The sequence below is a fragment of the Streptomyces termitum genome (assembly GCF_014650175.1).
Classification (GTDB): Bacteria; Actinomycetota; Actinomycetes; order Streptomycetales; family Streptomycetaceae; genus Streptomyces; species Streptomyces termitum.
In genome coordinates this window covers 113,777-131,689 of the sequence record NZ_BMUL01000006.1, presented here as the reverse complement: position 1 = coordinate 131,689, position 17,913 = coordinate 113,777, and the positions used below count along the sequence as shown (strand labels likewise).

At 72.2% G+C, this 17,913-nt stretch carries 14 protein-coding genes; 9 read left to right on the top strand and 5 right to left on the bottom strand.

What is annotated here, in order from left to right:
* Positions 1-100 precede the first annotated feature (100 nt).
* The 9 genes from IE219_RS13545 (at position 101) to IE219_RS13505 (ending at position 11,004) form a co-directional block, all read left to right on the top strand.
* Positions 101-3,055 (top strand): M14 family metallopeptidase, encoded by a 2,955-nt coding sequence (locus IE219_RS13545; RefSeq protein WP_189976932.1) that lies wholly within the window; start codon positions 101-103, stop codon positions 3,053-3,055.
* A 230-nt stretch (positions 3,056-3,285) separates the two neighbouring features.
* The gene (gene gap, locus IE219_RS13540) at positions 3,286-4,296 is read left to right on the top strand and encodes a type I glyceraldehyde-3-phosphate dehydrogenase (protein ID WP_189976931.1); all 1,011 of its coding nucleotides are present in this window, start codon (positions 3,286-3,288) and stop codon (positions 4,294-4,296) included.
* A gap of 118 nt (positions 4,297-4,414) precedes the next feature.
* Positions 4,415-5,626, top strand: a complete 1,212-nt coding sequence (locus IE219_RS13535; protein ID WP_189976930.1) for a phosphoglycerate kinase — start codon at positions 4,415-4,417, stop codon at positions 5,624-5,626.
* Positions 5,627-5,632: 6 nt separating this feature from the next.
* Entirely contained in the window at positions 5,633-6,409 is a 777-nt protein-coding gene (gene tpiA / locus IE219_RS13530; RefSeq protein WP_189976929.1) for a triose-phosphate isomerase, read from the top strand.
* Between the two features lie 98 nt (positions 6,410-6,507).
* Positions 6,508-6,738 carry a preprotein translocase subunit SecG gene (gene secG, locus IE219_RS13525; protein ID WP_017238647.1) on the top strand — a complete coding sequence of 77 codons (231 nt, stop codon included), beginning with the start codon at positions 6,508-6,510 and terminating at the stop codon, positions 6,736-6,738.
* Between the two features lie 77 nt (positions 6,739-6,815).
* On the top strand, positions 6,816-7,151 hold the full coding sequence (locus tag IE219_RS13520; protein WP_003957010.1) for an RNA polymerase-binding protein RbpA: 336 nt from the start codon (positions 6,816-6,818) through the stop codon (positions 7,149-7,151).
* Between the two features lie 148 nt (positions 7,152-7,299).
* Entirely contained in the window at positions 7,300-8,964 is a 1,665-nt protein-coding gene (gene pgi, locus IE219_RS13515) for a glucose-6-phosphate isomerase (RefSeq protein ID WP_373298824.1), read from the top strand.
* A 4-nt stretch (positions 8,965-8,968) separates the two neighbouring features.
* Positions 8,969-9,469, top strand: coding sequence for a PH domain-containing protein (locus IE219_RS13510; RefSeq protein WP_189976927.1), 501 nt, complete (start codon positions 8,969-8,971; stop codon positions 9,467-9,469).
* A complete protein-coding gene (locus IE219_RS13505) occupies positions 9,466-11,004 on the top strand; it encodes a PH domain-containing protein (RefSeq protein WP_189976926.1) in 1,539 nt (512 codons plus the stop codon). The genes IE219_RS13510 and IE219_RS13505 overlap by 4 nt, the downstream gene beginning before the upstream one ends.
* Before the next feature lie 28 nt (positions 11,005-11,032).
* On the opposite strand, the gene pgl is transcribed toward IE219_RS13505, so the two are convergent.
* Genes pgl through tkt form a run of 5 tightly spaced genes read right to left on the bottom strand, consistent with a single transcriptional unit; the run spans position 11,033 to position 17,694 of the window.
* Positions 11,033-11,797, bottom strand: coding sequence for a 6-phosphogluconolactonase (pgl, locus tag IE219_RS13500; protein WP_189976925.1), 765 nt, complete (start codon positions 11,795-11,797; stop codon positions 11,033-11,035).
* Positions 11,794-12,882 carry a glucose-6-phosphate dehydrogenase assembly protein OpcA gene (gene opcA, locus IE219_RS13495; RefSeq protein WP_189976924.1) on the bottom strand — a complete coding sequence of 363 codons (1,089 nt, stop codon included), beginning with the start codon at positions 12,880-12,882 and terminating at the stop codon, positions 11,794-11,796. The genes pgl and opcA overlap by 4 nt, the downstream gene beginning before the upstream one ends.
* Positions 12,879-14,411, bottom strand: coding sequence for a glucose-6-phosphate dehydrogenase (gene zwf / locus IE219_RS13490; protein ID WP_189976923.1), 1,533 nt, complete (start codon positions 14,409-14,411; stop codon positions 12,879-12,881). The genes opcA and zwf overlap by 4 nt, the downstream gene beginning before the upstream one ends.
* Positions 14,412-14,416: 5 nt before the next feature.
* On the bottom strand, positions 14,417-15,571 hold the full coding sequence (gene tal / locus IE219_RS13485; RefSeq protein ID WP_189976922.1) for a transaldolase: 1,155 nt from the start codon (positions 15,569-15,571) through the stop codon (positions 14,417-14,419).
* 35 nt (positions 15,572-15,606) lie between these two features.
* Entirely contained in the window at positions 15,607-17,694 is a 2,088-nt protein-coding gene (gene tkt / locus IE219_RS13480; protein ID WP_189976921.1) for a transketolase, read from the bottom strand.
* Positions 17,695-17,913 lie beyond the last annotated feature (219 nt).

Here is a 17,913-nt window from a genome sequence, read left to right as displayed (position 1 = left end):
CCGAACGGACGGGCCGCGCGCGGCACCCTTGACAGGCCCCGGGGCGCCCAAGAGCCTTGCCTCCGTTCGGTTTCGTGACGGATCGCATCAAGGGGGGCCCATGAGACGAAGCGCGCGAGCGATCCTCGCCGCCACTTCCCTGCTGATCGCCGGTCTGGCGGCGGCACCCGCGGCCGGAGCACGGCCGGCGGACCCCGGAGGCGGCGACGCCCTCTCCGTCTGGCGGGCCACCCTCACCAGGGCGCAGGTCCCGCTCCTCGTCGACGCCGGCGCCGACGCCCGGGAACTGACCGAGGAGGTCCCCGCCCGGGGCACCGCCACCGTCGAGGTCTACCTCACCGGGGACCAGGCCGCCGCCCTGCGCGGCCGGGGCGTCGCCCTCGCCGCCCACGACCCCGGCCCCGCCGCCGCCCGCCGCGCCGCGACCGCCGGGGACGGCGTCTTCCGCCCCTACGGCGGCCCCGGCGGCCTCAAGGAGGAACTCCTCCGCACCGCCGCCGCCCGCCCCGACCTCACCAAGGTCGTCTCCATCGGCAAGACCCTCAAGGGCCAGGACATCCTCGCCGTCAAGGTCACCAAGGGCGCCCGGAAGACGAAGGACGGCGCCAAGCCCGCCACCCTGTACGTCTCCAACCAGCACGCCCGCGAGTGGATCACGCCGGAGATGACCCGGCGCCTCCTCCACCACTACCTCGACGGCTACGGCAAGGACCCCCGCACCACCCGGATCGTCGACTCCACCGAGCTGTGGTTCGTGCTCTCCGCCAACCCGGACGGCTACGACCACACCCACGCCGACCCGGCCAACCGCCAGTGGCGCAAGAACCTCCGCGACAACGACGGCGACGGCCGGATCACCGCGGGCGACGGCGTCGACCTCAACCGCAACTTCGGCTACAAGTGGGGCTACGACAACGAGGGCTCGTCCCCCGACCCCGCCGACGAGACCTACCGCGGCCCGTCCGCCATGTCCGAGCCGGAGACCCGCGCCCTCGACGCCTTCGAGAAGCGGATCGGCTTCGCCTACGGCATCAACTACCACTCCGCCGCCCAGCTCCTGCTGTACGGCGTCGGCTGGCAGGTCGCCACCGACACCCCCGACGACACCGCCCTGAAGGCGCTCGCCGGCACCCCGGAGAAGTCCGCGATCCCCGGCTACCGGCCGCAGGTCTCCTCCGAGCTCTACACCACCAACGGCGAGGCCGACGGACACGCCGCCAACGTCAACGGGATGCAGATGTTCACCCCGGAGATGTCCACCTGCGCCACCGCCTCCCGCGTCGACCCGAACGACGCCTGGGAGGCCGCCGACTGCGCCTCCGTCTTCACCTTCCCCGACGACGAGAAGCTGATCCAGGCCGAGTTCGCCAAGAACCTCCCCTTCGCGCTCGCCGTCGCCGAGTCCGCCACCCGCGCCGACGACCCGGTCTCCCCGGTCGGCGCCCCGGCCCCGGCCCTCGTCCCCGACGCCTTCACCACCTCCTACGCCGCCCGCGGCGAGGACCAGCCGGTCGCCGTCACCGCCCGCAGGTCGCTGCGCGGCAAGACCCTCCAGTACCGGATCGACGGCGGACGCGTCCACAGGGCCCCGCTCTCCGCCTGGAAGGGCGGCGAGACCTACGGCGGCGAGGACAACCTCCTCTACGACGAGTACCGGGGCACCGTGACCGGCACCCGGCCCGGGAACTCCGTCGAGGTCTGGTTCACCGGCCGCGACCGCGCCGGCCGGACCGCCTCCACCACCCCCTTCACCTACCGGGTCGCCGAGCGGCCCCGCGCCGACGTCCTCGTCCTCGCCGAGGAGGGCGGCACCGCCGCGGCCCGGAACACCGGCACCTACGTGAAGGCGCTCGCCGCCACCGGCCGGAAGGCAGCCGTCTGGGACGTCGCCGCCCAGGGCGCCCCGCACGCCCTCGGCGTCCTCTCCCACTTCCCCGCCGTCGTCTGGTACACCGGCGCCGAGAGCCCCTCCGGAGCCGTCCAGCTCGCCGTCCGCTCCTACCTCAACGAGGGCGGCAAGCTCGTCAACGCCGGTGAGAAGACCGGCGGGCTCTCCCAGGTCGGCCGGGCCGAGTCCAACGACTTCGCCCAGTACTACCTCGGCGCCTACCGCCGCGCCGGACTGAACGGCGCGACCTCCTTCGCCGGCACCGGCCGCCTCGCCGGCCCGGCCCTCGGCCTCGGCGCCGCCGAGGGCAACCCGCTCGACGACGCGGGCGCCTACACCGTCACCTCCGACAGCCTCCCGCCGAAGGACTTCCCGCAGTTCGCGAGCAGCGCCCCGGCCGGCGACTACCCGGGGCTCCGCACCCCCTTCGAGCCCGCCGAGGGCAGCTCCTTCGCCGCCGTCCGGCACGCCGACAACACCTGGGCCCGGCTCGCCCGCACCGTCGACCTCACCGGCACCACCGCCGCCGACGCCCCCCGGCTCGACTTCCGGATCAGCTACGACACCGAGCCCGGCTACGACAACCTGATCGTCGAGGCCCGCACCGCCGGCCAGGACGACTGGACCACCCTGCCCGACCGCAACGGCGGCACCTCCGCCACCCCGCCCGCCGACTGCGGCGAGGGCTACTACCTCCAGCTCCACCCCGCCCTCGGCCGCTACCTCACCCTCGGCGGCGAGGACTGCGCGCCCACCGGCACCAGCGGCGCCTGGAACGCCTTCACCGGCCCCTCCAACGGCTGGAAGGACGCCTCCGTGGACCTCTCGCCCTGGGCGGGCAAGCAGGTCGAACTCTCCTTCTCGTACGTCTCCGACCCCGGCACCGGCGAGACCGGCGCCTTCGTCGACGACCTGCGCCTCACCACCGCCGCCGGCACCGAGAAGGAGGGCTTCGAGACCTCCCTCGGCGCCTGGACCGTGCCCGGCGCCCCGGCCGGCAGCCCCGGCAACACCACCGACTGGACCCGCTCCCCGGCGCTGTTCCACTCCGTCGCCGCCGTCACCACCCGCGACACCGTCCTCCTCGGCTTCGGCCTGGAGCACGTCCCCGCCGCGGCCGACCGGCAGCGGCTCCTCGACCGTGCCCTCACCGCGCTCCGCCGCTGACGCCGCGTAGTGGGGCCGAAGGTCCCAGGACGGCCCGTACCCGTTGCCGGGTACGGGCCGTCGGGCTTCTCACACCGTTCTCCCCTTGCGTGGCGGGCTCGAACGGCTGCGCTCGATGTCACTCCGGAGCGCCCGGAGAGGTAGGGTCGGAAGCGGTCGGGGACATCCCAAAAAATCAAGATCTCGCTGGTGTGAGATATCACCGGCGTTCCTAACGAGGAGATCGGTTCGTGACGATCCGCGTAGGCATCAACGGCTTTGGCCGTATCGGTCGCAACTACTTCCGCGCGCTTCTTGAGCAGGGTGCCGACATCGAGGTCGTGGCCGTCAACGACCTGGGCGACACCGCGACCACGGCCCACCTGCTGAAGTACGACACCATCCTGGGGCGCCTCAAGGCCGAGGTCTCCCACACCGCCGACACCATCACCGTCGACGGCCACACCATCAAGGTGCTCTCCGAGCGCGACCCCGCCGACATCCCGTGGGGCGAGCTCGGCGTCGACGTCGTCATCGAGTCGACCGGCATCTTCACCAAGCGCGAGGACGCCGCCAAGCACCTCGCGGGCGGCGCCAAGAAGGTCCTCATCTCGGCTCCGGCCAAGGACGAGGACATCACCATCGTCATGGGCGTCAACCAGGACCAGTACGACCCGGCGAACCACGACGTCATCTCCAACGCCTCCTGCACCACCAACTGCGTGGCGCCGATGGCCAAGGTCCTCGACGAGAACTTCGGCATCGTCCGCGGCCTGATGACCACGGTCCACGCCTACACCAACGACCAGCGCATCCTGGACTTCCCGCACAAGGACCTGCGCCGCGCCCGCGCCGCCGCGGAGAACATCATCCCGACCACGACCGGTGCCGCCAAGGCCACCGCCCTGGTCCTCCCGCAGCTCAAGGGCAAGCTGGACGGCATCGCCATGCGCGTCCCGGTCCCCACCGGCTCGGCCACCGACCTGGTCGTCACCCTGGACCGCGAGGTCACCCGCGACGAGGTCAACGCCGCGTTCAAGAAGGCGGCCGAGGACGGCCCGCTGAAGGGCATCCTCTTCTACACCGAGGACCCGATCGTCTCCTCCGACATCGTCAGCGACCCGGCGTCGTGCACCTTCGACTCCTCGCTGACCATGGTCCAGGACGGCAACTCGGTGAAGATCCTCGGCTGGTACGACAACGAGTGGGGCTACTCCAACCGCCTCGTCGACCTGACCACCTTCGTCGGCGCCCAGCTCTGACGTACTAGGGTTCGGCAGGGCAGGGCTTTCGATGTGAGCAGGGCTCGGGCGGCGCGACGAAGCGCTGCGCGAGCCCTGTCTCGTGTGCTCCACCGCGTACCAAGGAGTCAGTGAACAGATGAAGACGATCGACGAGCTTCTCGGCGAGGGCGTCGAGGGCAGGCGGGTGTTCGTCCGCGCCGATCTCAACGTGCCGCTCGACGGCACCACCATCACCGACGACGGCCGGATCCGCGCCGTCGTCCCCACGGTCAAGGCGCTCGCCGACGCCGGTGCCCGCGTCGTGGTCGCCTCCCACCTGGGCCGCCCCAAGGGCGCCCCGGACCCGGCCTTCTCCCTCGCCCCGGCCGCCGCGCGGCTCGGCGAGCTGCTCGGCACCGAGGTGGCCTTCGCCACCGACACCGTCGGCGAGTCCGCGCGGGCGACCGTCGCGGGCCTGGCCGACGGCGGCGTGGCCGTCATCGAGAACCTCCGCTTCAACGCCGGCGAGACCTCCAAGGACGACGCCGAGCGCGACGCCTTCGCGGAGCAGCTGGCCGCCCTCGCGGACCTCTACGTCGGCGACGGCTTCGGCGCCGTCCACCGCAAGCACGCCTCGGTCTACGACCTCCCCGGCAAGCTCCCGCACGCCGCCGGCTACCTCATCGCCACCGAGGTCGGCGTCCTCAAGAAGCTCACCGAGGACGTCCGCCGGCCCTACGCCGTGGTCCTCGGCGGCTCCAAGGTCTCCGACAAGCTCGGCGTCATCGACCACCTCCTGGAGCGTGCCGACCGCATCCTGATCGGCGGCGGCATGGCGTACACCTTCCTCAAGGCCCAGGGCCACGAGGTCGGCAGCTCGCTCCTCCAGGAGGACCAGATCCCGGCGGTCCTGGAGTACCTCCGGCGGGCCGAGGACCGGGGCGTGGAGTTCGTGCTCCCCGTCGACGTCGTCGTCTCCGAGGGCTTCCCGGACCTCAAGGCCAAGGCCCCGACCGAGCACCGCACGGTGGCCGCGGACGCCATTCCCGCCGGTTTCATGGGCCTGGACAACGGCCCCGAGACCAACAAGCTGTACGCCTCGAAGCTCGCCGACGCGGCCACCGTCTTCTGGAACGGCCCGATGGGCGTCTTCGAGCACCCCGACTACGCCGACGGCACCCGCGCCGTCGCCCAGGCCCTCGTCGACTCCCCGGCCTTCACGGTCGTCGGCGGCGGAGACTCCGCCGCCGCCGTCCGCACCCTGGGCTTCGACGAGAACGCCTTCGGACACATCTCGACCGGTGGCGGCGCCTCCCTCGAATACCTCGAGGGCAAGCAGCTCCCCGGCCTCGTCGCACTGGAGGACTGAACAACCGTGAGCACCCGTACCCCGCTGATGGCGGGCAACTGGAAGATGAACCTCAACCACCTGGAGGCCATCGCCCACGTCCAGAAGCTCGCCTTCTCGCTCACCGACAAGGACTACGACGCCTGTGAGGTCGCCGTCCTCGTCCCCTTCACCGACCTGCGCTCCGTGCAGACCCTGATCGAGGGCGACAAGCTCAAGATCAAGTACGGCGCCCAGGACCTGTCGGCCCACGAGTCCGGCGCGTACACCGGTGAGATCTCCGGCGCCATGCTCGCCAAGCTCAACACCGGCTTCGTCGCCGTCGGCCACTCCGAGCGCCGCCAGTACCACGGCGAGTCCGACGAGCTGTGCAACGCCAAGGTGAAGGCCGCCTTCGCCCACGGCATCACCCCGATCCTCTGCGTCGGCGAGGAGCTGGACGTGCGCGAGGCCGGCAACGCCGTCGCGCACACCCTCGCCCAGGTCGAGGGCGGCCTCAAGGACGTCCCGGCCGAGCAGGCCGAGACGGTCGTCGTCGCCTACGAGCCGGTCTGGGCCATCGGCACCGGCAAGGTCTGCGGCGCCGACGACGCCCAGGAGGTCTGCGGGGCGATCCGCGGCAAGCTCGCCGAGCTGTACTCCCAGGACGTCGCCGACAAGATCCGCATCCAGTACGGCGGCTCCGTCAAGAGCGGCAACGTCGCCGAGATCATGGCGAAGCCGGACATCGACGGCGCCCTGGTCGGCGGGGCCTCGCTCGACGCCGAGGAGTTCGTCAAGATCGTGCGCTTCCGCGACCAGTGAGTATGCGCTAGCGGCGATCCGTCGTACCCTTGCGGGGGTCGGGCAGGTGCCCGGCCCCCGTCCCTATTCAGTCCGAGGAAGTTGGTCCAGCCGTGGTTATGGGGTTCTCGATCGCCCTGATCGTCTTCAGCGGCCTGCTGATGCTGCTGGTGCTGATGCACAAGGGGAAGGGCGGCGGCCTCTCCGACATGTTCGGCGGCGGCATGCAGTCCTCCGTCGGCGGCTCCTCGGTCGCCGAGCGCAACCTCGACCGCATCACGGTCGTGGTCGGGCTGCTCTGGTTCGCCTGCATCGTGGTGCTGGGTCTGCTCATGAAGCTGGACGGGTAACTCCGCACACTGGACGCGCGTTGGGCCTTCCGTAGACTGGGGCATCTTCGAGCACCATCACGCAGGGAGTTACGACCGTGGCAAGTGGCAACGCGATCCGGGGAAGCCGGGTCGGCGCGGGGCCGATGGGGGAGGCCGAGCGGGGCGAGTCGGCACCGCGCCTCCGCATCTCCTTCTGGTGCTCGAACGGGCACGAGACCCAGCCGAGTTTCGCCAGCGACGCGCAGGTCCCGGACACCTGGGACTGCCCCCGCTGCGGATTCCCGGCCGGCCAGGACCGGGACAACCCCCCGGACCCCCCGCGCACCGAACCGTACAAGACCCACCTCGCGTACGTCCGCGAGCGGCGCAGCGACGCGGACGGCGAGGCCATCCTCGCCGAGGCGCTCGCCAAGCTGCGGGGCGAGATCTGACACACTGCCCGCCGAAGGGCCCCGGACACGAACCACGTTCGCGTCCGGGGCCCTTCGACGTGTCCGCCTCCGGTGGCGCGGATCGTCCCGTGCGATCAATTAGGTTGGGAGGCGCAGCGGGGCAGAAACGTACGAGAAGAAGTGGGCGATGTCAGAAATGACCACTGAGGGACGCACCAGGCTCAACCGGCTGCCGGAGTGGGCGGCACTCGGCAAGCACCGGGAACAGCTGGCCGGCACCCATCTGCGCGACCTGTTCGCCGCCGACCCGGAGCGCGGCACCCGCCACACCCTGCGCGTCGGCGACCTCCTCCTGGACCACTCCAAGCACCTCGTCACCGACGAGACCCTGGAACTCCTGCGCGACCTGGCCGCCGCCACCGACGTCGCCGGACTGCGCGACGCCATGTTCCGCGGCGAGAAGATCAACACCACCGAGGACCGGGCGGTCCTGCACACCGCGCTCCGCGCCCCCCGCGACGCCGTGATCGAGGTGGACGGCGAGAACGTCGTCCCCGCCGTCCACGCCGTCCTCGACAAGATGGCCGCCTTCGCCGACAAGGTCCGCTCGGGCGAGTGGACCGGCCACACCGGCAAGCCCATCAAGAACGTCGTCAACATCGGCATCGGCGGCTCCGACCTCGGCCCCGCCATGGCCTACGAGGTCCTCCGCGCCTACACCCGGCGCGACCTGACGGTCCGTTTCGTCTCCAACGTCGACGGCGCCGACCTCCACGAGGCCGTCCGCGACCTCGACCCCGCCGAGACCCTCTTCGTCGTCGCCTCGAAGACCTTCACCACCATCGAGACGGTCACCAACGCCACGTCCGCCCGCACCTGGCTCCTCACCGGGCTGAAGGCCGGTCAGGAGGCCGTCGCGAAGCACTTCGTGGCGCTCTCCACCAACGCCGAGCGGGTCGAGGAGTTCGGCATCGACACCGCCAACATGTTCGAGTTCTGGGACTGGGTCGGCGGCCGCTACTCGTACGACTCCGCCATCGGCCTCTCCCTGATGATCGCCATCGGCCCGGACCGCTTCCGCGAGATGCTCGACGGCTTCCACCTCGTCGACGAGCACTTCCGCACCGCCCCGCCCGAGGAGAACGCGCCCCTCCTCCTCGGCCTCCTCGGCGTCTGGTACGGCGGCTTCTTCGACGCCCAGTCGCACGCCGTCCTGCCGTACTCCCACTACCTGTCCAAGTTCACCGCCTACCTCCAGCAGCTCGACATGGAGTCCAACGGCAAGTCGGTGGACCGCCAGGGCGAGCCGGTCGACTGGCAGACCGGCCCGGTCGTCTGGGGCACCCCCGGCACCAACGGCCAGCACGCCTACTACCAGCTCATCCACCAGGGCACCAAGCTCATCCCCGCCGACTTCATCGGCTTCGCCCGCCCCGTCGAGGACCTGACCCCCGGCCTGGTCCCCCAGCACGACCTGCTGATGGCCAACTTCTTCGCCCAGACCCAGGCCCTCGCCTTCGGCAAGACCCCCGACGAGGTCCGCGCCGAGGGCGTGCCCGAGGAACTGGTCCCGCACAAGACCTTCGCGGGGAACCACCCCACCACCACCCTCCTCGCCGACGCCCTCACCCCGTCGGTCCTCGGCCAGCTGGTGGCGCTCTACGAGCACAAGGTCTTCGTCCAGGGCGCGATCTGGAACATCGACTCCTTCGACCAGTGGGGCGTCGAGCTCGGCAAGGTCCTCGCCAAGCGGATCGAACCCGTCCTGACCGGCGACGGCGCCGCCGAGGGGCTCGACAGCTCCACCGCCGGACTCGTCTCCGCCTACCGCGCCCTGCGCGGCCGGGAGTAGACCGGTGGAGGGGGAGAACGCGATACGGCTCCGGCCGCCCCGGCACGCCGTGGACACCCGGGCCGTCGGCTGGTGGCGCACCCAGTGCCTCGTCACCACCGCCGTCCCGGCGGCCGTCCTCGCCGTCCTCGGCGTCCTGATCGACCCGGCCCGCGGCTGGCTGCTCGCCTCGGCCGCCGCCGTCACCGCGGCGGGCCTGGCCTGGACCGCCTTCTTCCCCTCCTGGTGGTACCGGGTGCACCGCTGGGAGGTCACCGACGAGGCGGTGTACGTCCGCACGGGCGCCCTGTGGCAGGAGTCGCGGATCGCGCCGATGTCCCGGATCCAGACCGTGGACACCGCGCGCGGCCCGCTGGAGCAGCTGTTCGGGCTGGCCACCGTCACCGTCACCACGGCTTCCTCCAAGGGCGCGCTCCGGGTCGAGGGACTCGACCACGAGCGCGCCGCGGAGCTCGCCGAACGGCTCACCGAACTCACCGGCGCCGCCCCCGGGGACGCCACGTGAGCCCCGCCGGGGACCCGGACGGGGAGGAGTGGCGGCGGCTCGACCGGCGCACCCTCCTGGTCACCGCGGCCGTCCTCGCCGGGGTCGCCGGCGGTGCCGGGGTGCCGGTCGCCGCCGGACTCGCCGGCGACCGGCCGCTCGCCCAGGCCGTCGGCTGGGTGCTGGCCGGCGCCCTGCTGCTGATCCTCGCCGGCACCGCGGGCGACTGGGTCCGCTGGCGCCGCACCCGCTACCGGATCGGCCCCGACCGGGTGGACCTCCGCACCGGCCTGCTGCTGCTCAAGAGCCGCTCGCTGGCCCGCGACCGCATCCGCAGCGTCGACCTCACCGCCAACCCCCTCCAGCGCGTCCTCGGCCTCACCAAGGTCCGCATCGGCACCGGGGAGTCCACCGGCGGCGGCGAGTCCACCCTCGAACTCGAACTCGTCACCCGTGCCGAGGGCGAACGGCTCCGCCGCACCCTCCTCGCCCGCGCCGCCGTCCCGGACGCCGGTCACGACGGCGTCCTCGCCGTGCTCGACCCCCGCTGGATCCGCTACGCCCCCGTCTCCTTCGTCGCCCCCGCCCTCGGCGGCGCCGCCGCCGGAGCCGTCATGCAGGTCAGCGAGTGGTTCGGCGCCCAGGCCGAGGTCCTCGACTGGATAGGGGACCGCTTCCGGGACGTCTCGCTGCCCTGGATGATCGTCGACCTGGTCCTCCTCGCGACCCTCGCCGGAGCCGTCGGCGCCCTCGGCCTCTGGGTCGAGATGTGGTGGAACCACCGGCTCGAACGCGAACCCGGCGGCACCCTCCGGGTCCGCCGCGGCCTGTTCACCAGCCGCTCGGTGACCCTGGAGGAGCGCCGGCTGCGCGGGGTCGAACTGGTCGAGCCGCTCGGCGTCCGCCTCTTCGGCGCCGCCCGCCTCGACGCCGTCGCCACCGGCCTCACCGAGGACGACGAGGACAAGCACACCGACCTCAAGGCGCTGCTGCCCGCCGTGCCCCGGGCCGTCGCCGACCGGGTCGCCGCCGAGGTGCTGCGCGAGACCACCGCCCCCACCTCCGCCCCGCTCGCCGCCCACCCGCCCGCCGCCCGCACCCGGCGGCTGCGCTGGGCACTCGCCGCGGTCCTCGGCCCCGCTGTCCTCCTCGCCGCCCTCGGGGCGCTCCTCACCCCGGTGCTGCTGTACGTGGCGGCCGGCTGGACCGTCGTCCTCACCCCGCTCGCCCTGCTCCTCGCCCGGGACGCGTACCGTTCCCTCGGGCACGCCCTCGCCGGCGGCCACCTGGTGGGCCGCTCCGGGACCGTCCGCCGGAGCACGGTCGCCCTCCGGCGCACCGGGATCATCGGCTGGACGGTCGAGCAGTCGTACTTCCAGCGGCGCGCCGGACTCCTCACCCTGACCGCGACCACGGCCGCCGGGGAGGGCGCCTACAGCGTCCTGGACGTGGGGGAGACGGCGGGCCTGGCACTGGCCGACGAGGCCGTGCCGGGGCTCCTGCGGCCCTTCCTGGAACAGCCGGAAACGCCCCGGGCCCGGTCCACCGAGGGGTGAACCGGGCCCGGGGGCCGTACCGTACGGGCTACCGCTCGCGCGGCAGGTCCGCCGCGGCGGCCTCGTCCATCAGCCACAGCGTGGCCTCGCGGCCGCGCGCGCCGGCCGCCGGGGCCGCCGCCTCGTCCGCGCCGGACAGCACGGTGGCCGCGGCCGCCGCCTTGTCCGCGCCGGCCGCGAGCAGCCAGACCTCCCGCGCCGCCCGGATCGCCGGGAGGGTCAGGGAGATCCGGGTCGGCGGCGGCTTGGGCGCGTCGCGCACCCCGACCACCGTCCGGCCGGTCTCCCGGACCGCCGGGAGCCCGGGGAAGAGCGAGGCCACGTGGGTGTCCGGGCCGACGCCCAGCATGAGCACGTCGAAGACCGGGACGCCCGCCGGGTCGCCGGGACCGGCCGCCGCGGCCAGTTCGGCCGCGTAGGCGGCGGCCGCCGCGTCGACGTCGTCCCCGAGGGGGCCGTCCGAGGCGGGCATGGCGTGCACCCGGGCGGGGTCCAGCGGGACCCGGTCCAGCAGCGCCTCGCGGGCCTGGGTGACGTTCCGCTCCGGGTCGCCGCCGGGGAGGAAGCGCTCGTCGCCCCACCACAGGTCGAGCCGCGACCAGTCGACCGCGTCCCGGGCGGGCGCCCGGCCGAGGGCGGCGAGCAGCCCGTTGCCGTTGCGGCCGCCGGTCAGGACGACCGAGGCGGTGCCCCGGGCGGCCTGCGCGTCCACGACCGCCGTGATCAGGCGGGCCGCGGCGGCCTCGGCCATCAGCTCCTTGTCGCGGTGGACCACCAGCCGGGGGGCGCTCACTTCGCCGCCTTCCGCGCCGCGGCCCTCTTGGCCGGAGCCTTCTTCGCGGGCCGCTCCCCGGACTCCTCGCCGGACTCCTCCACGGACTCCTCGCCGGTCGGCTCCCCGGCCGCCGTGACGTCGACCGGCTCCCCGGCGGCGGGGGCGGTGACCGCCGCCTCCTCGTCGAGCCGCTCCAGACCGAAGCGGAGCGCCGCCGCGTAGGTGTCGTCCGGGTCGAGCCGGCGCAGCTCCTCCGCGATCAGCTCGGCCGTCTCGCGGCGCTTGAGCGCCACCGCCCGGTCGGGCTGGCCCTGTATGGAGAGGGTGGCGAGCGAACCGTCCGGCCGGTCGAGCACGATCGGACCGGCGCTGCTCTCCAGCCGCACCGAGGTGAGGCCGGGACCGGCCGACTTCGAGCGCCGCACCGGCACCTTCAGCCGCTCGGCCAGCCACATCGCCAGCAGTTCGACGCTCGGATTGAACTCCTCGCCCTCCACGTCGGCCGAGGTCACCTCGCAGGCGACCTGGTCGAGCGCGGCGGCCAGCATCGAGCGCCACGGAGTGATCCGGGTCCACGACAGGTCCGTGTCGCCCGGGGTGTAGGTGTCCGCGCGCGCGGTCAGCTCCTCGATGGGCTGCTCGGCGGCGTACGTGTCGGTCACCCGCCGCTGGGCGAGCGCGCCCAGCGGGTCGCGGGCCGGGTCGGTCGGCGCGTTGACCGGCCACCAGACGACGACGGGGGCGTCCGGGAGGAGCAGCGGCAGGACCACCGACTGTGCCTGGTCGACGACCTCGCCGTACAGCCGGAGGATCACCGTCTCCCCGGAGCCGGCGTCGGCGCCGAGGCGGACCTCGGCGTCGAGCCGGGTGTTGGCACGGTCCCGCGGGGAGCGCGAGACCCGCTTGATCACCACGAGGGTCCGCGAGGGGTGCTCGCGGGACGCCTCGCTGGCCGCCTTCAGCGCGTCGTAGGCGTTCTCCTCGTCGGTGACGATGACGAGGGTGAGCACCATGCCGACGGCCGGCGTGCCGATCGCCCGCCGCCCGAGCACCAGCGCCTTGTTGATCTTCGAGGACGTGGTGTCCGTCAGGTCGGTCTTCATGGCCGGCGCCAGCTCCTGCCGTCTCGTGCGAGCATCTCGTCCGCCTCGACCGGACCCCAGGTCCCGGACTCGTACTGCGCGGGCTTCCCGTGCTCGTCCCAGAAGCGCTCGATCGGGTCGAGGATCTTCCAGGACAGCTCGACCTCCTCCACGCGCGGGAAGAGGTTGGAGTCGCCGAGCAGGACGTCGAGGATGAGCCGCTCGTACGCCTCCGGGCTGGACTCGGTGAAGGACTCGCCGTAGGCGAAGTCCATCGACACGTCCCGGATCTCCATCTGGGTGCCCGGCACCTTCGAGCCGAAGCGGACGGTCACGCCCTCGTCCGGCTGGACCCGGATGACGATGGCGTTGCGGCCCAGCTCCTCCGTCGACGTGTGGTCGAAGGGGGAGTGCGGGGCGCGCTGGAAGACCACCGCGATCTCGGTGACCCGGCGGCCCAGCCGCTTGCCGGTGCGCAGGTAGAAGGGGACGCCCGCCCAGCGGCGGTTGTCGATCTCCAGCTTGACCGCCGCGTAGGTGTCGGTCTTCGACTGGGGGTCGATGCCCTCTTCCTGGAGGTAGCCGACGGCCTTCGCGCCGCCCTGCCAGCCCGCCGCGTACTGGCCGCGCACGGTGGTCTCCGCCAGGTCCTTCGGCAGCCGGACGGCGCCCAGGACCTTGGTCTTCTCGGCGGCGAGCGCGTCGGCGTCGAAGGAGGCGGGCTCCTCCATCGCGGTCAGCGCGAGCAGCTGGAGCAGGTGGTTCTGGATGACGTCGCGGGCGGCGCCGATGCCGTCGTAGTAGCCGGCCCGGCCGCCGATGCCGATGTCCTCGGCCATGGTGATCTGCACGTGGTCGACGTACGACCGGTTCCAGATCGGCTCGAAGAGGGTGTTGGCGAAGCGGAGCGCCAGGATGTTCTGGACGGTCTCCTTGCCGAGGTAGTGGTCGATGCGGAAGACCGCCTCGGGCGGGAAGACCTCGTGGACGACCTCGTTGAGCTCCTTGGCGGAGACCAGGTCGTGGCCGAAGGGCTTCTCGATGACGGCGCGGCGCCAGGAGCCGTTCTTCTGGTCGGCCAGGCCGTGCTTCTTCAGCTGCTGGACCACCAGGGGGAAGAACTTCGGCGGCACGGACAGGTAGAAGGCGAAGTTGCCCCCGGTGCCCTGCGCCTTGTCCAGCTCCTGGATGGTGTCCTTCAGCTGCTCGAACGCCTCGTCGCTGTCGAAGTCGCCCTGGACGAAGCGCATCCCCTGGATGAGCTGCTGCCAGACCTCCTCGCGGAAGGGCGTGCGGGCGTGCTGCTTGACCGCGTCGTGGACCTCCTGCGCGAAGTCCTCGTCCTGCCACTCCCGGCGGGCGAAGCCGACGAGCGAGAAGCCCGGCGGCAGCAGGCCGCGGTTGGCCAGGTCGTAGACGGCAGGCATCAGCTTCTTACGGGACAAATCGCCCGTGACACCGAAGATGACCAGGCCCGACGGCCCCGCGATGCGCGGGAGCCGTCGGTCTGCGGCGTCACGGAGCGGGTTGGCTCCGTGGACGGTGCTCACTGTGGTCAGCCCTCCGAGGGGGCGAGGCGCTTCAGCTCCGCCTCGGTCGAACCGAGCAGGTCGTTCCAGGCCGCCTCGAACTTCTCGACGCCCTCGTCCTCCAGGAGCTGCACGACGTCGTCGTAGGCGATGCCCAGCTTCTCGACGGCGTCCAGCTCGGCGCGGGACTGCTCGTACGTGCCGCGGACGGTGTCACCGGTGACCTCGCCGTGGTCGGCGGTGGCCTCCAGGGTGGCCTCCGGCATGGTGTTCACCGTGCCGGGAGCGACCAGGTCCACCACGTACAGCGTGTCCTTGTACGCCGGGTCCTTCACGCCGGTCGAGGCCCACAGCGGACGCTGCTTGTTGGCCTGCGCCTTGTCCAGGGCCGCCCAGCGCTCCGAGGAGAAGACCTCCTCGTACGCCTGGTAGGCCAGGCGGGCGTTGGCGAGCGCGGCCTTGCCCTTGAGGGCCTTGGCCTCGTCCGTGCCGATGCCGTCCAGGCGCTTGTCGATCTCCGTGTCCACGCGGGACACGAAGAAGGACGCCACCGAGTGGATCTCGGAGAGGTCGAGGCCGCGCTCGCGGGCCTTCTCCAGCCCCGCCAGGTAGGCGTCCATCACCGCGCGGTAGCGCTCCAGCGAGAAGATCAGCGTCACGTTGACGCTGATGCCGAGGCCGATGACCTCGGTGATCGCCGGCAGGCCGGCCTTCGTCGCGGGGATCTTGATGAGCGTGTTCGGCCGGTCCACCAGCCACGCCAGCTGCTTCGCCTCGGCGACCGTGGCCGCCGTGTCGTGGGCGAGCCGCGGGTCGACCTCGATCGACACCCGGCCGTCCTGGCCGTCGGTCGAGTCGAAGACCGGGCGCAGGATGTCGGCGGCGTCGCGGACGTCCGCCGTCGTGATCATGCGGATGGCCTCGTCCACGGTCACCTTGCGGGCGGCCAGGTCGGCGAGCTGCTGCTCGTACCCTCCCCCGTTCTCGGCTTCGCTCGAACGGGGGGACCCCCAGCCCGACGAGATCGCCTTCTGGAAGATCGACGGGTTGGTGGTGACACCGACCACGTGCGACTGGTCGATCAGCTCGGCCAGGTTCCCGGACGTGATCCGCTGGCGCGACAGGTCGTCCAGCCAGATCGCGACGCCTTCGTCGGAGAGGCGCTTGAGAGCGTCTGTCATGAGAGTTGCATCTCCAAAAGTCGTACGTATCCGCGTCAGCGCGCGGCGGCGGCGATCGATTCCCGGGCGGCGGCGACGACGGCCTCCGGCGTGAAACCGAACTCACGGAAGAGGACCTTGGCGTCCGCCGAGGCACCGAAGTGCTCCAGCGACACGATCCGGCCCGCATCCCCGACGTACTTGTGCCAGGTCAGGCCGATGCCGGCCTCGACCGCCACGCGCGCCTTCACCGAAGGCGGCAGGACGGACTCCTTGTACGCCTGGTCCTGCTCCTCGAACCACTCCACCGACGGCATCGAGACCACCCGGGCCGGGACGCCCTCCGCCTGGAGCGCCTCCCGGGCCTCGACGGCCAGGTGCACCTCGGAGCCGGTCGCGATGATCACGACCTCCGGCGAACCGCCCTCGGCGTCGAAGAGCACGTAGCCGCCCTTGGCCGCGTCCTCGTTCGGCGCGTAGGTCGGCACGCCCTGGCGGGTCAGCGCCAGACCGTGCGGCGCGCCCTTGAGGTACTCGCGGGTGTGCCGCTTCATGATCTCGCGCCAGGCGATCGCCGTCTCGTTGGCGTCGGCCGGGCGGACCAGGTTCAGGCCCGGGATCGCGCGCAGCGAGGCCAGGTGCTCCACCGGCTGGTGGGTCGGGCCGTCCTCGCCGAGGCCGATCGAGTCGTGCGTCCACACGTAGGTCACCGGCAGGTGCATCAGGGCCGACAGGCGCACCGCGTTGCGCATGTAGTCCGAGAAGACCAGGAAGGTGCCGCCGTAGACGCGGGTGTTGCCGTGCAGCGCGATGCCGTTCATCTCCGCGGCCATGGCGTGCTCGCGGATGCCGAAGTGGATCGTGCGGCCGTACGGGTCCGCCTCGGGCAGCGGGTTGCCCTCGGGGAGGAACGACGACGTCTTGTCGATCGTCGTGTTGTTCGAGCCCGCGAGGTCGGCCGAGCCGCCCCACAGCTCGGGGACGACCGCGCCCAGCGCCTGGAGCACCTTGCCGGAGGCCGCGCGGGTGGCGACGCCCTTGCCCGCCTCGAAGACCGGGATGCTCTCCTCCCAGCCCTCCGGCAGCTCGTTGGCCTCGATGCGGTCGAAGGTGGCGGCGCGCTCCGGGTTGGCCTCCCGCCAGTCGGCGAACTGCTTCTCCCAGGCGGCACGGGCCTCGCGGCCGCGCTCGCCGAGCTCCCGGGTGTGCGCGATGACCTCGTCGGAGACCTCGAAGGTCCGCTCCGGGTCGAAGCCCAGGACCCGCTTGGTGGCCGCGATCTCCTCGTCGCCGAGCGCCGAGCCGTGCGCGGCCTCGGTGTTCTGCGCGTTCGGCGCGGGCCAGGCGATGATCGAGCGCATCGCGATGAACGACGGGCGCTCGGTCTCGGCCTCGGCCGCCCGGATCGCCGCGTACAGCGCGGCCGGGTCCAGGTCGCCGTTCTCCTGCGGCTCCACGCGCTGCACGTGCCAGCCGTACGCCTCGTACCGCTTCATCGTGTCCTCGGACACGGCGGTCTCGGTGTCGCCCTCGATCGAGATGTGGTTGTCGTCCCACAGCAGGATCAGGTTGCCGAGCTTCTGGTGGCCCGCGAGCGAGGACGCCTCGGCGGAGATGCCCTCCTGGAGGCAGCCGTCACCGGCGATCACGTAGATCCGGTGGTCGAACGGGGAGGTCCCGGCCGCCGCCTCCGGATCGAACAGGCCGCGCTCGAAGCGGGCGGCCATCGCCATGCCCACCGCGTTCGCCACGCCCTGGCCGAGCGGGCCGGTGGTGGTCTCGACGCCGGCGGTGTGGCCGTACTCCGGGTGGCCCGGGGTCTTCGAACCCCAGGTGCGGAAGGACTTCAGGTCGTCCAGTTCCAGTCCGAAGCCCCCCAGGTACAGCTGGGTGTAGAGGGTCAGGGACGAGTGGCCCGCGGAGAGCACGAACCGGTCGCGCCCGACCCACGCGGGGTCGGACGGATCGTGCCGCATCACCTTCTGGAAGAGGGTGTACGCGGCCGGAGCGAGGCTCATCGCCGTACCCGGATGGCCGTTGCCGACCTTCTGTACGGCGTCCGCGGCCAGGATGCGAGCGGTGTCGACGGCCCGCTGGTCCAAATCGGCCCATTCGAGGTCTGTGGTGGTCGGCTTAGTGCTCACCCTGGTCAGGGCTCCTCTCCACATGTCTGAGGCCGGTGACTGAGGGTGTACCGGCGGTGTCGAGCCTACCCCCGAAAAGGCCCCCTCTTTCCGTGTCCATGCCCCTCATATGAGCGCGCGGAGCGACCCCGCCACCCCACACGGAGCAAGCCTGCCGCCCCGCGCGCGCCTTCGCCTCCCGAGCGGCGCGCCGGACCGCGCGCGGGGCCTGACGTGCGC

Coding starts and splice junctions, on each gene's coding strand:
- pgi (WP_373298824.1), top strand. CDS start 7,300: ATGTCAGAAATGACCACTGAGGGACGCACCAGGCTCAACCGGCTGCCG.
- tal (WP_189976922.1), bottom strand. CDS start 15,571: ATGACAGACGCTCTCAAGCGCCTCTCCGACGAAGGCGTCGCGATCTGG.
- IE219_RS13545 (WP_189976932.1), top strand. CDS start 101: ATGAGACGAAGCGCGCGAGCGATCCTCGCCGCCACTTCCCTGCTGATC.
- secG (WP_017238647.1), top strand. CDS start 6,508: ATGGGGTTCTCGATCGCCCTGATCGTCTTCAGCGGCCTGCTGATGCTG.
- IE219_RS13535 (WP_189976930.1), top strand. CDS start 4,415: ATGAAGACGATCGACGAGCTTCTCGGCGAGGGCGTCGAGGGCAGGCGG.
- opcA (WP_189976924.1), bottom strand. CDS start 12,882: ATGAAGACCGACCTGACGGACACCACGTCCTCGAAGATCAACAAGGCG.